The organism is Pseudoduganella rhizocola, from assembly GCF_045984285.3.
GTDB lineage: Bacteria > Pseudomonadota > Gammaproteobacteria > Burkholderiales > Burkholderiaceae_D > Rugamonas.
In genome coordinates, this window is sequence record NZ_JBJQIK030000004.1 from 133816 (window position 1) to 148791 (window position 14976).

General features: G+C 62.6%; 10 protein-coding genes. 4 read left to right on the plus strand and 6 right to left on the minus strand.

Going from position 1 to position 14976, the window contains the following annotated elements; all coding sequences use genetic code 11:
• Positions 1-127: 127 nt before the first annotated feature.
• Both icmF and ACJRPG_RS10945 read left to right on the plus strand, forming a co-directional pair.
• Positions 128-3418 (plus strand): fused isobutyryl-CoA mutase/GTPase IcmF, encoded by a 3291-nt coding sequence (gene icmF, locus ACJRPG_RS10940; protein ID WP_408000111.1) that lies wholly within the window; start codon positions 128-130, stop codon positions 3416-3418.
• A gap of 96 nt (positions 3419-3514) precedes the next feature.
• Entirely contained in the window at positions 3515-4405 is an 891-nt protein-coding gene (locus ACJRPG_RS10945; RefSeq protein WP_408000112.1) for a phytanoyl-CoA dioxygenase family protein, read from the plus strand.
• Here ACJRPG_RS10945 and ACJRPG_RS10950 read toward each other — a convergent pair.
• The 5 genes from ACJRPG_RS10950 to ACJRPG_RS10970 all read right to left on the minus strand — a co-directional run bounded on the left by ACJRPG_RS10950 (position 4383) and on the right by ACJRPG_RS10970 (position 10718).
• The gene (locus ACJRPG_RS10950; RefSeq protein WP_408000113.1) at positions 4383-5384 is read right to left on the minus strand and encodes a substrate-binding domain-containing protein; all 1002 of its coding nucleotides are present in this window, start codon (positions 5382-5384) and stop codon (positions 4383-4385) included. The two genes, ACJRPG_RS10945 and ACJRPG_RS10950, sit on opposite strands and share 23 nt — an antisense overlap.
• Positions 5381-6646: an MFS transporter gene (locus tag ACJRPG_RS10955; RefSeq protein WP_408000114.1), complete on the minus strand. Its 1266-nt coding sequence runs from the start codon at positions 6644-6646 to the stop codon at positions 5381-5383. The genes ACJRPG_RS10950 and ACJRPG_RS10955 overlap by 4 nt, the downstream gene beginning before the upstream one ends.
• Before the next feature lie 27 nt (positions 6647-6673).
• Entirely contained in the window at positions 6674-7315 is a 642-nt protein-coding gene (gene pgmB / locus ACJRPG_RS10960; RefSeq protein WP_408000115.1) for a beta-phosphoglucomutase, read from the minus strand.
• A gap of 9 nt (positions 7316-7324) precedes the next feature.
• Entirely contained in the window at positions 7325-9634 is a 2310-nt protein-coding gene (locus tag ACJRPG_RS10965; RefSeq protein WP_408000116.1) for a glycoside hydrolase family 65 protein, read from the minus strand.
• Between the two features lie 79 nt (positions 9635-9713).
• Positions 9714-10718 (minus strand): LacI family DNA-binding transcriptional regulator, encoded by a 1005-nt coding sequence (locus ACJRPG_RS10970; RefSeq protein ID WP_408000117.1) that lies wholly within the window; start codon positions 10716-10718, stop codon positions 9714-9716.
• Positions 10719-10919: 201 nt separating this feature from the next.
• Here ACJRPG_RS10970 and ACJRPG_RS10975 point away from each other — a divergent pair, with 201 nt between their 5' ends.
• The gene (locus tag ACJRPG_RS10975) at positions 10920-13382 is read left to right on the plus strand and encodes a TonB-dependent receptor (RefSeq protein ID WP_408000118.1); all 2463 of its coding nucleotides are present in this window, start codon (positions 10920-10922) and stop codon (positions 13380-13382) included.
• 206 nt (positions 13383-13588) lie between these two features.
• Positions 13589-13882, plus strand: a complete 294-nt coding sequence (locus ACJRPG_RS10980; RefSeq protein WP_408000119.1) for a hypothetical protein — start codon at positions 13589-13591, stop codon at positions 13880-13882.
• Here ACJRPG_RS10980 and ACJRPG_RS10985 read toward each other — a convergent pair.
• A complete protein-coding gene (locus tag ACJRPG_RS10985; protein ID WP_408000120.1) occupies positions 13872-14927 on the minus strand; it encodes an MBL fold metallo-hydrolase in 1056 nt (351 codons plus the stop codon). The two genes, ACJRPG_RS10980 and ACJRPG_RS10985, sit on opposite strands and share 11 nt — an antisense overlap.
• Between the last annotated feature and the right edge of the window lie 49 nt (positions 14928-14976).

The following is a 14976-nucleotide window of genomic DNA, read 5'->3' on the forward strand; positions in this document are numbered from 1 at the left end:
ATGGGGACAGACGGGGGCGCCGAGCCCCGGATTAATTAGGGTCTGTCCCCAATTTTTAAGCAACATTCGCTTGACTTGACGTTAACGTAAACGTCATATAATGAAAGCTCCTCTCGGAAGGACACCCATGAACGATCTCTCCAACGCCAAGAAAATTGCCGCTGAGCCTGAGCTGAAGCTGGCTAACAAGGTGCGCTTCGTGACGGCGGCCTCGCTGTTCGACGGCCACGACGCTTCCATCAACATCATGCGCCGTATCCTGCAGTCGAACGGTACCGAGGTGGTGCACCTGGGACACAACCGCTCGGTCGACGAGGTGGTGACTGCGGCCCTGGCGGAAGATGTGCAGGGCATCGCCATCTCCAGCTACCAGGGCGGCCACGTTGAATACTTCAAGTACATGATCGACCTGCTGCGCCAGCGCGGCGGTTCGCATATCAAGGTGTTCGGCGGCGGCGGCGGCGTGATTGTGCCGAGTGAGATCAAGGAGCTGCACGAGTATGGCGTGACCCGCATCTTTTCGCCCGAAGACGGCCAGCGCATGGGCCTCGCCGGCATGATCCAGTGGATGGTGCAGCAGTGCGATATCGACCTGTCGCAGTATTCGCCAACTTCGCTGGCCCCGCTGCGCGAAGGCGATATCACGGCACGCCATCGTCCGCTGGCACAGCTGATTACGGCGCTGGAGAACGGCAAGGCTTCCGATGAACTGCGCAAGGAACTGAATGCCGCCGCCGAAGGCCTGGCAGTGCCGACGCTGGGTATTACCGGCACCGGCGGCGCGGGCAAGTCTTCGCTGACCGATGAACTGATCCGCCGCATCCGCCTGGACCAGGGCGATGCACTGAATATCGCCGTGATTTCCATCGACCCTTCGCGCCGCAAATCCGGCGGCGCGCTGCTGGGCGACCGTATCCGCATGAATGCGATCAATCCGTGGAACGGCAATGCCCGCGTGTTCATGCGTTCGCTGGCCACCCGCGAGGCGGGGTCCGAGATTTCGCAGGCGCTGCCGGACGTGATCGCGGCCTGCAAGGTGGCGGGCTTCGACCTGGTGATCGTGGAAACCTCCGGCATCGGCCAGGGCGACGCCGCCATCGTGCCGCACGTGGATGTGTCCATGTATGTGATGACGCCGGAATTCGGCGCCGCATCGCAGCTGGAAAAAATCGATATGCTCGATTTCGCGGACTTCATCGCGATCAACAAATTCGACCGCAAGGGCGCGCAGGACGCGCTGCGCGACGTCGCCAAGCAATACCAGCGCAACCGCGAGCTGTGGAGCCAGAGCCCGGACACGATGCCGGTGTTCGGGACCCAGGCATCGCGCTTCAACGACGATGGCGTGACCGCGCTGTACCAAGGCCTGTTGCCCAAGCTGGCGGAATTCGGCCTGCGTTCGCAGCCGGGCAAGCTGCCGGCCGTGAACGTGCGCTTCAGCAGCGGCAAGAATGTGATCGTGCCGCCTGCGCGCGCCCGCTACCTGGCGGAGATTTCGGATACTGTCCGCGCCTATCACAAGAACACCCGCAAACAGGCCAAGCTGGCCCGTGAACGCCAGCAGCTGCTGGAATCGAAGCGCATGATGGCCGCCGCAGGCAAGGATGTTTCCGAGTTCGACGACGTGATCGTGGACCGCGACCATTCGATGGACACCGCCGCCAAGAAGCTGCTGGCCATGTGGCCGGACATGCAGGAGGCCTACGCGGGCGACGAATACGTGGTGAAGATCCGCGACAAGGAAATCCGCACCGGCCTGATTCAGGAAACGCTGTCCGGCACCAAGATCCGCAAGGTATCGCTGCCTAAGTATGAGGACCACGGCGAGCTGCTGCGCTGGCTGATGCTGGAAAACGTGCCGGGCTCCTTCCCGTTTACGGCCGGCGTGTTTGCCTTCAAGCGGGAGGGCGAAGATCCAACCCGCATGTTTGCGGGCGAAGGCGACGCATTCCGTACCAACCGCCGCTTCAAGCTGGTGTCCGAAGGCCTGGATGCGAAGCGCCTGTCCACCGCATTCGACTCGGTCACGCTGTATGGCGCCGACCCTGCGCTGCGTCCGGACATCTACGGCAAGGTGGGCAACTCCGGCGTGTCCATCGCGACGCTGGACGATATGAAGGTGCTGTACGACGGCTTCAACCTGTGCAGCCCAAGCACTTCGGTGTCGATGACCATCAACGGCCCCGCGCCGACCATCCTGGCGATGTTCATGAACACCGCCATCGACCAGCAGATGGACAAGTTCGTGGCCGAGAACCACCGCCAGCCCACCGATGACGAAGCGGCGAAGATCAAGGCATGGGTGCTGCAGAACGTGCGCGGCACCGTGCAGGCGGACATCCTGAAGGAAGACCAGGGCCAGAATACCTGCATCTTCTCGACCGAGTTTTCGCTGAAGGTGATGGGCGATATCCAGGAATACTTCGTGCACCACCAGGTGCGCAATTTCTACTCGGTGTCGATCTCCGGCTATCACATTGCGGAAGCGGGGGCGAACCCGATCTCGCAGCTGGCCTTCACGCTGTCGAACGGCTTCACCTTTGTGGAAGCCTACCTCGCGCGCGGCATGCACATTGACGATTTTGCGCCGAACCTGTCCTTCTTCTTCTCGAACGGCATGGACCCGGAATACACGGTACTGGGCCGCGTGGCCCGCCGTATCTGGGCCGTGACCATGCGCGACAAGTACGGCGCGAACGACCGCAGCCAGAAGCTGAAGTACCACATCCAGACTTCCGGCCGCTCGCTGCACGCGCAGGAGATCGACTTCAACGATATCCGCACCACGCTGCAGGCGCTGATCGCCATCTACGACAACTGCAACTCGCTGCACACCAACGCCTACGACGAAGCCATTACCACGCCGACCGACGAATCGGTGCGCCGCGCGCTGGCGATCCAGCTGATCATCAACCGCGAGTGGGGCCTGGCGAAGAACGAGAATCCGAACCAGGGCTCCTTCATCATCGAGGAGCTGACCGACCTGGTGGAAGAAGCCGTACTGCAGGAGTTCGAGCGCATCGCGGAACGTGGCGGCGTGCTGGGCGCCATGGAAACCGGCTACCAGCGCGGCAAGATCCAGGAAGAGTCGCTGCTGTACGAACACCGCAAGCACGACGGCTCGCTGCCTATCATCGGCGTCAACACCTTCCGCAATCCGAAAGGCAGCGAAGCGCCGCAGACCATCGAGTTGGCGCGTTCCACCGACGACGAAAAGCAATCGCAGCTCAAGCGCCTGGAAGAGTTCCACCAGCGCCATGCCGACGTGGCGCCCGCCGCGCTGGCAGCCCTGCAGAAAGCTGCTATCGACAACGAGAACGTGTTCGCGAAGCTGATGGACGCTGCGCGCGTCTGCTCCCTGGGCCAGATCACCACCGCGCTGTTCGAGGTGGGCGGCCAGTACCGCCGCAATATGTAAGTCCTGCCGCGTTTGCGGCGCATCAATGCAATGATGTGCCGCAAACGCTACCGTTGTAGCTCACTGCCATGGCCTCCACCCGCAAGAGGACAGGAAATGAGATACGCACGCCTGACGCCGGGCCACGGCTTCAAACCTGCCAACAGCTTCCTCTATTATTTGCAGCGCCTGATCGTATCGCCACCGCTGCGTGGCGTGTGCGTACGCCTGCTGCGCCAATGGGTGCGCCTGCGCCAGGGGGACAGCGGCGGCCTGCCCGCTTCCTCACGGCTGTTTGCCACCCTGAGTGCGGACGGTTACGTCGCCCTTGGCCTCCTGCTCGACCGCGGGCAGTGCGAGGACATTTACCGCCACTTCGAAGACCGTATCATGACCGACCGGCACAACGCGCGCCGGCAATTCACCATCGGCCGCGTGCCGCCAGAAACGCGGCTGGCCGAGTATTCCCTGCGCGATATCGTGGCCTGCCCGCACATCATCGAACTGGCCAATTCGGAGTTGCTGCTGGCGCTCGCCGAGCGCTACATCGGCTGCAAGCCGACCATCTCCCAACTAGGCGTGCGCTGGTCCTTCCCGATTCCGGAAGGCCGCAGCGACTTGCAGACCTTTCACCGCGATTCGGAAGACTGGCGCTACTTCAAGGTGCTGGTCTACCTCACCGACGTGGGCGACGACGCGGGGCCGCACGTCTACGTGCGCGGCACCCATCTCACCCGGGCGCCGCTGCGCCTGCAACTGCAGTCCGATACCGAAATCAGCGGCATGTACGGAGCGGACAAGTTGATCACTGCAACAGGTCCGCGCGGATTTGGCTTCGCCGTCGATACCGCCGGGGTGCATAAAGGCGCCTCGCCCACAGGCAGCAGGCGGCTGATGCTCCAGATTCAGTATTCGCTGTTCCCCAGCTACGCCTACCTCTATCAGCCGGAGCCTTACCGGGGCTCGCAGCAGCTCGACCCTTACATCAACCGGCTGATTGTTGCCTGACCGATGCCGTCAGCACGAGTTCCGGCTGCCATAAGGTTTGCAGCTCCGCCGCCGGCTTGCCTTCGTTCAGGGCCAGCAGCATATCGGCCATGACGCGGCCTGCCTCGCGGGCACGCGGCTGTTCGATGGTGCTGACCGCAACGGGACTGTCCTGCAGGCTGCCCCACACGATCAGCGAGATCTCGTCACCGATCGCAATGCCGGCATCCAGCAGCGCACGCACGGCGCCGGCGCCGGCGAAATGGTTGTCCACGATAACGCCCGTAGGGCGTGGCGAGAGCTCCAGCAGCCGGCGCATGGCGAGATAGCCGCTACGCTGCTCGATGGTGGTTTCGATCAGGTAGCGCGGGTTCACCGTCGCGCCGTCCAGGGACGAGATGAAGGCGGCCCGCCGCTGCGCTGCGAAGTTCAGCTCCAGCGGCGCGCTGATCATGGCAATGCGCTGGTGCCCATGTGCGCGCAGGCATTCAACGGCCTTGCGGATGCCCGCCTCGTTGTCGTAATCGAACCAGGCATAGGGCTCGCTCAGCTGCGTGCGGCCATGCGCCACAAAGGGGAAGCGGGATTTCGCCAGGTAGGCGATACGTTCGTCATGCACCAGCGTGCGGCTGACGACCAGGCCATCCACGCGTTTGCCGCGCACCATCTGCTCATAGGATGGAAGTTCGTTCGCCGCCGACACAGGCGCGATGATGAGGTTCATGTGCGCCGCCTCCAGCGCTTCGGACATGCCACCTACCACATCGAGGAACATGGGGTCGCCCAGGTCGGCGGGCAGCAGCGGATAGATGATGCCGAATACATTGCTGCGGCCCACCGCCAGCGTGCGCGCCGCGGGGTTGGCCTGGTAGCCCGCCGCCTGCGCCGCTGCCAGCACGCGCTGGCGCGTGCGGTCGCTGACCTCGGGATATCCGTTGAGGGCCCGGCTCACTGTCGTTTTCGACATGCCGAGCAGGTCAGCGAGGCTCTTGAGATTCATCCGCTGATTATAGCCGAGCCATCCAGGCCGTTATCCGGCGTGCTGTCCACGGCGCGCTTGAAGAACCAGAGCATTACCAGCACCACGGCGATCGGCACCAGCGTGAGGTAGAAAGCGGTGTGGCCGCTGAAGGCGCCGAACACATAGCCGGTGATCAGCGAACCGGTGGTGCCGCCCAACGCGGAGAAAATCACCAGCAGGCCGGTCATGGCCGAGTGCTGGTTCTTCGGCAAAGAGCTGAGCATCACGGAATTGATGCCGGGGTAGATGGGCGCCATGAAGAGGCCAATCAGGGGGAAGATGAAGGCGGCCACCGGCGCGTTCAGCCAGCCGATATCCGGGTTTGCTTCCACGCCGTGCGTAAGCGGCAGCGCCACCAGCACCACCGCGCCCATGCCGACCAGGCAGGCATTCATCACAGGATACCAGTTCAGGCGGCGCAGCAGGAAACCTGCGGACAGGCGGCCCGCAGCCAGGCAGGCCGCAAAGATGCTCGTCACCTGTACGCTCATCGCCGCAGGCAGCTTGAGGATTTCGTTGTTGAAGGTGGGCAGCCAGGTGCCCACGCTCTGCTCGATCAGCACATACAGGAAGGCGGTGATGACGAAGACGCAGACCAGCGGCTTGAAGAACAGGCGCAGCATGGCGGTGAAGTCCTGCGCCAGCGAGCGGTCTTCCGGCAGCGCGGCCAGCGATTCGTCGAAATGCGTAGTCGCCAGCAGTACGAAGGTGAGCGCGCACAGGGCGGCCAGCACCCAGTAGACGTGCAGCCAGCTTTGCGACCTGGGATCGCTGGAATCGATGAAGAAGCTGAACACCCAGTAGGCGCACAGCACGCCAATCATGAAGAAGCCTTCCAGCGTGTTCATGATGCCCGCGTGGTGCTTGCGGCTGGTGGCGATGAGCCCCAGCGTGGAGTAGACCGAAACCTTGGTCAGTGCGAACGCCACGCCAACGGAGAGGAACAGCAGCTTGGTGGTGAGGAAGCTCGGCACCAGCGGCATGGAGAGCGATGCCAAAGTGACGATGGCCAGCGCGATCAGCATCGCCTTCTTGTAGCCCAGGCGTGGCAGGAAGGAGGCTACAAGGAAGGACACCACGGCAATCGGCAGGTCCTTGAACCCTTCCAGCACGCTGGCGGCGGACTTGCTCACGTCGTAATTGCCGATCACCTGCAGGATGACCGTGCCCACACTGTTCAGCAGAATGGCGAACACGAAGTAGATCAGGAACAGGATATACAGGATGCGCTGGTTTTTCATTTTGTCTCCTCAGCCTCTCTCGTTTTTTTAGTAGGCGTTCAGTTGGAAGTGCTGCAATCCCGGTATGACGACGTCGGCCTGCGCCAGTATCGCCGGATCGCCGATGCCGAGGGCGAACATGCCGGCCGACTTGATCGATGCTACGCCAGCGACGGCGTCTTCAACGCCCAGGCACTCTTCCGGCGCCACGCCAAGTTCGCGCGCGGCCTTGAGGAAGATTTCGGGATCGGGCTTGCCGCGGGCGATGGTCGCCGCATCCACCACATAGTCGAACTTGTCGCGGATGCCCAGCGAATCCAGCACCGAGAAGGCGTTCTTGCTGACAGACGCGAGGCCGATCTTCAGGCCTGCAGCGCGGCAGGCATCGAGCGCTTGCACGGCGCCGGGCAGCAGGTCGGCCGGCGACATGGACGAAATCAGCTCTTTATAGTGCTCGTTCTTGTCGTGCGCCAGCGCCAGCTTTTCTTCCGGCGTGTATTGGCGCTTCGCGCCGGCGAGGATCAGGTCCAGTGAACCCATGCGGTCGATGCCTTTCAGGTGCTCATTCGCCTCTTCGTCGAAGTGCACGCCCTGGGAATCGGCCAGACGTTTCCAGGCGAGGTAGTGATAGCGCGCGGTGTCGGTAATGACGCCGTCGAGATCGAAGATGACTGCTTTGAATCGGCTCATGGTTTCTCCTCAGGCCAGCGCACGGCTGGCTGCCGCTTGCGTCAGTTCCACTGCCTGGCCGCGATGGCTGAAGGCCAGCGACTCGCCGCGCAGCAGCGTGTAATCCGTTTGATTGCCGCTCACGCGCACCTGCAGCAGGCAGCCCTTGATGTGAATCTTGAACTGGTAGTGCTGCCACTGCTTCGGCAGCGTGGGCGCGAAACGCAGCTCGCCGTTCACCACGCGCATACCGGCAAAGCCGTAGGCCACGCCCATCCAGGTGCCGGCCATTGCCGCCGTGTGGATGCCGTAGTGCGTGTTGCCGTGCGTGTCGTCCAGATCGAGGCGGGCCGTCTCCATGAAGTAGTCGTAGGCTTTGTCGTGGTAGCCCACTTCGGAGGCGATGATGCTGAAAATGCAGGAGGACAGCGAGGAGTCGTGCGTGGTAACGGCTTCGTAGTAGTCGAAGTCGCGGCGCTTGTCTTCCAGCGAGAACTGTTCGCTCAGGAGCAGCAGCGCCAGCACCACGTCCGCCTGCTTGCACACCTGGTGGCGGTAGATCACCATCGGGTGGTAGTTCAGCAGCAGCGGGAATTTGTCCTTCGGCGTGTTGGCGATGTCCCACACTTTCTTCGACAGGAAGCTGTCGTCCTGCGCATGGATCTGCAGCGCGTCGTCGTATGGCAGCAGCATCAGGTCTGCCGCGCGGCGCCATTCGGCCGCTTCCGAAGCGTCGAGCTGCATGGCGGCCGCGATGCGGGCGTAGTCCGCCGGGTATTCGGCTGCCAGCTTGTCCGCCAGCGAGGCTGCGAAGCGCAGGTGCAGCTGCGCCATCGCGTTGGTGTAGTAGTTGTTGTTGACCAGCGCCGTGTATTCGTCCGGGCCCGTTACCTCGTTGATGACGAAGCGGCCGTCGCGGTTGTAGCTGCCGATGCCGGCCCAGATACGCGCCGTTTCCATCACGATTTCGGCGCCGGCCTGCACCAGGTAGGCCTCGTCACCGGTGGCGTCCAGATAGAGCTTGATGGAATAGGCGATGTCCGCATTGATGTGGTACTGCGCGGTGCCGGCCGGGAAATAGGCCGAGCATTCCTCGCCTGCGATGGTGCGCCATGGGTAGAGCGCGCCCTTCTCGTGCGACATCTGGCGTGCGCGCTTGCGCGCCATTTCCAGGCCCGCCCAGCGGTAATCCAGCAGCTTGCGCGCGATCTCCGGCTTGTTATACAGGAAGAAGGGGAAGATGTAGATCTCGGTATCCCAGAAGTAGTGGCCTTCGTAGCCTTCGCCCGTGACACCCTTCGCCGAGATGTTCGTTTTGCCGTCGCGGCCCACCGATTGAAGCAGGTGGAACTGGTTGAAGCGGATGCCTTGCTGGAGCGCGTCGTCGCCCGCGATTTCCACGTCGGCCTGCTGCCAGAAGTCCGCGAGATAGGCGGCCTGGCGCGCGGCCAGCGCATCGAAGCCATCGGCGCGCGCGCGGTCCAGCGCTTCCTGGCTGCGCGCCATCAGTTCCGATTCCGCGTAGTCGCGCGAGGAGAAGTAGCTGCCGTACTTGGTGAGCGCCACCGTCTGGCCGCGTGCCGCCTGCACCGTGTAGCGCTGCTCCAGGCGCAGGCCCGCCTGGCCGTAGCTCAGCACATGCGGCACATCCAGTTCCGATGCATTGGCCGATACCAGCGTGAAGCCGCTGTTGCGCGTGTCCTGGATCAGGGCCGAGAAATGCTCGCGCTGTTCCACGCCCTGCAGGTGCAGCGCGGGGCCGCTTACTGCGGAACCCACGCGCGGGTCATCGCCTGCTTCCAGGTTCTTCACGGCGCCGTCCAGCGTGGACACCAGCCGCACCGCGCCGGCGAAGTTCAGCGGCGTAACTTCGAAGCGGATGGCGAACAGGTGCTTGTTCTCGAAGCAGACCACGCGCCGGCTGTGGATCGCCACCTTGCGGCCGAACGGCGAGGTCCATTCCAGGCGGCGCTCCAGGATGCCGGTACGGAAATCGAGGCTGCGTTCATACTTTTCCACGGTGCCGGTGAGCAGGTCGAAGCGCTCTTCCTCCAGCCACAGCGACACCCCCTTGGCGTTCGGCACATTCAGCATGAACTGATTGGTGCGCGCCAGCGCGTAGGCGTTTTCCGGATAGTGGATCGGCTCCGATTCGTAAAAGCCGTTCAGGTAGCTGCCGTCCAGCGAGGTGCCCGCCGGGCCGCTGTAGCCTTCTTCCGCCGTGCCGCGCAGGCCGATATAACCGTTCCCCAGCGCGAACAGGGTCTCGTCCAGAAAATGCGAAGCGGTGTCGAAGCTGGTCTCCCGAATGCACCACGCGTCCAGAGGAAAAGTATGCACAATCCGTCCCTTTTTCTAATTCAAACCGGTTTGGATTCCGGTTTCTGTGATTTTTTAAGAGCAAACATCGTAAGGAAAATCAGGTCTGGCGAACCATCAGCGTGGTGGGCAGGACTTCCGATGCCACCGGCTGGCCGTTCATCAGGTCCAGCATCTTCTTCGCCAGCAGCACGCCGCCGTCACGCAGATACTGGTGCACGCTGGTCAGCGGCGGCACAAAGCTGGCCGCGCCCGGCGTGTCGTCGTAGCCGATGACGGAAACGATTTCCGGCACCCGCAGGTTTTTCTCGGCCAGGGCACGGATGGCGCCCATGGCCAGCAGGTCGCTCGCGGCAAACACGCCGTCGCAGACCTGGCCCTTCTTTTTGAGCAGCGCCGAAATGCAATCGAAGCCCGCCTCAAAGGTGAATGCCTTGGGACGCATGATGTGCACCGAGCCCTGCCCGCCCATGCCGTCGATAAAGCCGGCACAGCGTTCCTGCACCTCGGCGTGGTCTACGTCGCCAAGGAAAACCAGTTTCTTGCGCCCCTGTTCCAGGAAACGCTGCGCCGCGCTGAAACCGCCCTTGCGGTTGTCGCTGCCGACCACGATGGTGTCCGAGCCCGCTTCGGGCGCACCCCATACCACCAGCGGCAGGCCGGTCTGTTTCAGCGCCGTCACCGCCTCGCCGTGCGAACCCTGGCCCAGCAGGATCAAGCCATCGGCGCCCTGCACCGGCGCCGTGTCCAGCAGCTGCTTCGAAGTCAGCACCACGCTGTAGCCTGCCGTCGTCAGCTCCTGGGTAATGCCACCCAACAGCTCCAGCGGATAGGGATCGGACATCGGCCGGCCGCGCGCGGGTGTCATTTCCACCACAACCGCCACCGAATATGAGCGCCCCATGCGCAGGTTGCGCGCGCTGACGTTCAGCCGGTAGCCCTGTTCGCTGGCAATCTGTTGCACTTTCTGGCGCGTTTCCTCGGTAACGAGCGGGCTGTTGCGCAGGGCGCGGGAGACGGTGATCTTGGACACGCCGGCCAGCTTGGCCAGGTCTTCCATCGTCAGTCCGGCTTCGCCGTTGCGCACGTTTTTCGTTGATGCCATTCAGTCGCTCATTCTTATAAACAGGCCAGCGAAATCATTATGACAGATTTCGCACAACTGTTGAAAGAAAATGACATCGATAACATTTCGATTGACATCGATATCATTTATTGATTCAATGACAGTTCCTACCGTGGCATCGCGCATTCAAGGTGCGTATTGTCCAGGAGACGACAATTTCCTATAAGAAAGCCCAAGCCCATGAAAACCCCGCGTAAGCTCCTGCTGTCCTCCATTTCCCTTGCCGTCCTGACCCTCATCAACCAGGCTCAGGCGGCTGAACCGCAAGCCGCTGCTGCCGAACAAGCGGCCGCCCCGGCGCAAAAAGACGCTGCCCAGTCCGATATCCAGCAAGTGGTGGTGACGGGCGTGGCGACCGGCGGCCTGCGCCGCCTCGATTCCGCCTTCTCCATCAGTACCGCGAACGAAGAACAGCTGAAAGCCGCGGCGCCCAGCAGCACCGCCGATATCCTGAAGCTGGTGCCTGGCGTGTATGCCGAATCCACCGGCGGCCAGTCCGGCGCCAACATCGAAGTGCGCGGTTTCCCGTCCGGCTCGGATTCGCCTTTCGTGTCCGTGCAGATGATGGGCAACCCGATCTATCCGGTGCCTACCCTGTCCTTCTTCGAAGGCTCCTCCGCCTTCCGCCTGGACGACACCATCGAACGCGTGGAAGTGCTGCGCGGCGGCCCGAGCACCATCTTCTCGAACGGCCAGCCGGGCGCGACGATGAACTTCATCCTGAAAAAAGGCAGCGATACGCCGGAAGGCTCGATCCGCTTCTCCACCGGCACGGGCGAACTGCGCCGTGTTGACGTGTTCTACGGCGGCAAGATCAGCGATGGCTGGTACGGCACCGTGGGCGGCTTCTACCGCAACACCAATGGCGTGCGCGACGCCGGCTTCCCGGCCGACAAAGGTGGCCAGATCACCGGTACGCTGACCCGCAAGCTGCAGGATGGCGAACTGACCTTCTATGCGCGCCGCACCGACGACAAGAACGCCTTCTACACCGGTGTTCCGCTGATTTCCAGCAACGAAGGCCGCACCATCACCGAGTTCCCCGGCTTCGACCCGCTGACCGGCACCCTGATGAGCGGTGAAATGCGCCGCTTCACGGTGGAAGCCGCGCCGGGCAAGACCCTGAATTACGACCTGGGCGACGGCCGCGGCCTGAAGGCCACCGTGCTGGGCGCCGACCTGGACACGAAGTTCAGCGGCTGGAACCTGTCCAACAAGTTCAACTACTTCAAGGGCGACCTGAACACCATCGCCATGTTCACGGGTAATAACCCGCTGACGATGGGCGCCTACAACGCGGCGGCCATCAATACCCACCGCAATGCCGTGGCGGGCCAGACTGCCACCACGGCAACCGCCACCTACCTGGACGGCACGCCGGTGGACGCGAACCAGCAGGTGGTGCAGGCCGGCCTGTGGGCAGTGGAGAAGAAGCTGGAATCCTTCACCAACGAGCTGCGCGTGAGCAAGGAGTGGATGAAAGATAACACCGTCACCATCGGCGGCTACTTCGCCAACTACTCGTCCGATGACGTGTGGTACCTGGGCAGCAGCCACCTGATGACGGCCGTGCCGAATGCGCGCCTGATCAATGTGAAGCTGAACAACGGCGTGATCGTGTCCAACAACGGCAAGGACGGCAATGTGTTCTATGCGCCGGTGGCTTCCTATGACGGCAGCAACACCGCCTTCTTCATCTCGAACGACTGGAAAGTGAACGACACCATCCGCGTGGACGCCGGTGTGCGCCGCGAACGCCAGAAGATCGACGGCACCATCTCGAACCTGACTTCGGCCGATACCGACAACAATCCGCTGACCGTGTACAACAACGGTACCTCGATGCCGAACGGCTCGAATACCTACCTCACGCGCACCGATTCGGCGAATTCCTTCACCATCGGCGGTAACTACAAGCTGAGCCGCGACGCCAGCGTGTTCGCCCGCGCCAATACCGGCCACACCTTCATTGCCTTCGATGACCTGCGCAATGCCGGCAACCAGAAGAGCGTGGATGACCGCAACTTCCTGCCGACGCCGAAGATCAAGCAGTTCGAGGCAGGCTTCAAGACGGCAAACCAGCTGTACACGGTCTACCTGAACTACTTCCACACCGAGTTCGATGGCATCGCTTTCCAGCAGATCCTGTCCAACGGCCAGGTGCTGAACTCGACCAGCGGCTCGAAAGGCAACGGCGTGGAATGGGAACTGGCGCTGCGCCCGGTAACCAACCTGACCCTGCAGCTGTCCGGCGACTACCAGAAATCGGAGTACAAGGATAATCCGGCCACCGCCGGCAAGGTGGTGCAGCGCCAGCCGAAGCTGCAGTACCGCTTCACGCCGACCTACCGCATCCCGCTGGGCGACAACGAGCTGAAGCTGTACGGCACCTACACCCACATCGGCGACCGCTGGGCTGACCAGGCCAACCTGCAGTACCTGCCTTCGTACAAGACCGTGGACCTGGGCGCCCTGTTCATCATGAACGACAAGGTGGAATTCCGCATCAACGCCACCAACGTCACCAATGAGCTGGGCCTGACTGAAGGCAATTCCCGCCTGACCACCGGCGGCAGCGGCCCGATCAACGCCCGTCCGCTGTTCGGCCGCACCTGGGAAGCTTCGCTGACCTATCGCTTCTAAGCAGAATTGGCGCTCCTGCGGGAGCGCCTGCAGTCCCCTTGCAGTGCCCGGGGACGGGCGGTTTCCAAGGCTGCCTGTCCCCATCCTCCCCGCAGTTTCCTCACAGATTTTTCTTGATTACGCAGCAATATTGACCTACCCTTGAATTGATGCCTGCTCGGCAGTAAGCCCCATTCAAGGTCAATATGGTCAGCTCAATTAACTCTTTGCAAACTGCTGTTGCCAGCGCGGAACGCCGCGTGCAGCAGAGCCGCGCCCAGGTAGCGGCGGATGAAGAGCAACTGGATGCCAGCCGCAACGAGCTGGACAATGCAAATGAAGGACTGCGCAAAACGCAGCTGGAAAGCCAGCGCGCGCAGTCTGGCGAACCCGCCCGTACCGCGCGCACCATTGAACGTGCCATCGAAACCCCGGTCCCTTCGGACCTCATCACCAAGCCGTCCTACGAATTTGGCGCCTCAGGCCGCAGCCTGGGTACGCTGATCGACGTTACTGCGTAGCGCCGGCCGCCTCGCGCGGCACTTCCGCCGCGTTGGAATCCACCAGCTTCCGCCACCATTTCTGTTCCGCTTTCGGCTGCTCAAGGCTCAGCGGCTGGCCGATCTCCGGCGTAGCGAGTACTTGCTCACGCTGCTTCGCCAGCGCCGTGATGCGTTCGAAAGGCTCATACCAGGCATGCAGGGCCAAGTCGAAAGTGCCGTTGTGGATGGGCATCAGCACCTTGCCGCGCAGGTCGATGTGGGCCTGCATGGTTTCTTCCGGCTGCATGTGGATGTCCGGCCATTGTGGATCGTAGGCGCCGGTTTCCATCATGGTCAGGTCGAAGGGGCCGAATTTTTCGCCGATGGCCTTGAAGCCGGGGAAGTAGCCGGTGTCGCCGCTGAAGAAAATGTTCACGCCGGGACTGCGAATCACCCAGGACGACCAGAGCGTGCTGTTGCTGTCGAAAATGCCGCGGCCGGAGAAGTGCTGGGCCGGGGTGGACACCAGCTGCACGCCATCCAGCGTGACGGACCTCCACCAGTCCAGCTGGCGTATTTTTTCGGCCGGCACGCCCCACTCAACCAGCCGGTCGCCCACGCCCAGCGGCGCCACGAAGTACTCCGTTTTGGCGGCCAGTGCGGTGACGGCGGCGCGGTCCAGGTGGTCGTAATGGTCGTGGGACAGGATCACGCCCTTGATGGGCGGCAGCTCTTCGATACTGATCGGCGTTTCATGGAAGCGCGCCGGTCCTGCCCACTGCACCGGTGAGGCGCGTTTCGAGAACACCGGGTCGGTCAGCCAGAACTGGTTCTGCAGCTTCAGCAGCATGGTGGAATGGCCGAGGCGGTAGAGCGTGTTGTCCGGCGCGGCCAGCAGCTGCTCGCGGCTCAGGGTGTGCACCGGAATCGGCTGGGAAGGCACGCTGGTAGCCGGTTTCTCGAAGATCATGCGCCACATGATTTTGGCGACGGTGCCGATGCTGTTCTTGTGCATGCGGGCCGGATTGCGGAACTTGCCGTCCTGAACCTGGGGCGACACGTGGGCGGTGGTTTGTTCAGACATTACGATGCAGGCCATGGCTATAACTCCAGTCAGTGTCACAACGGCGAGG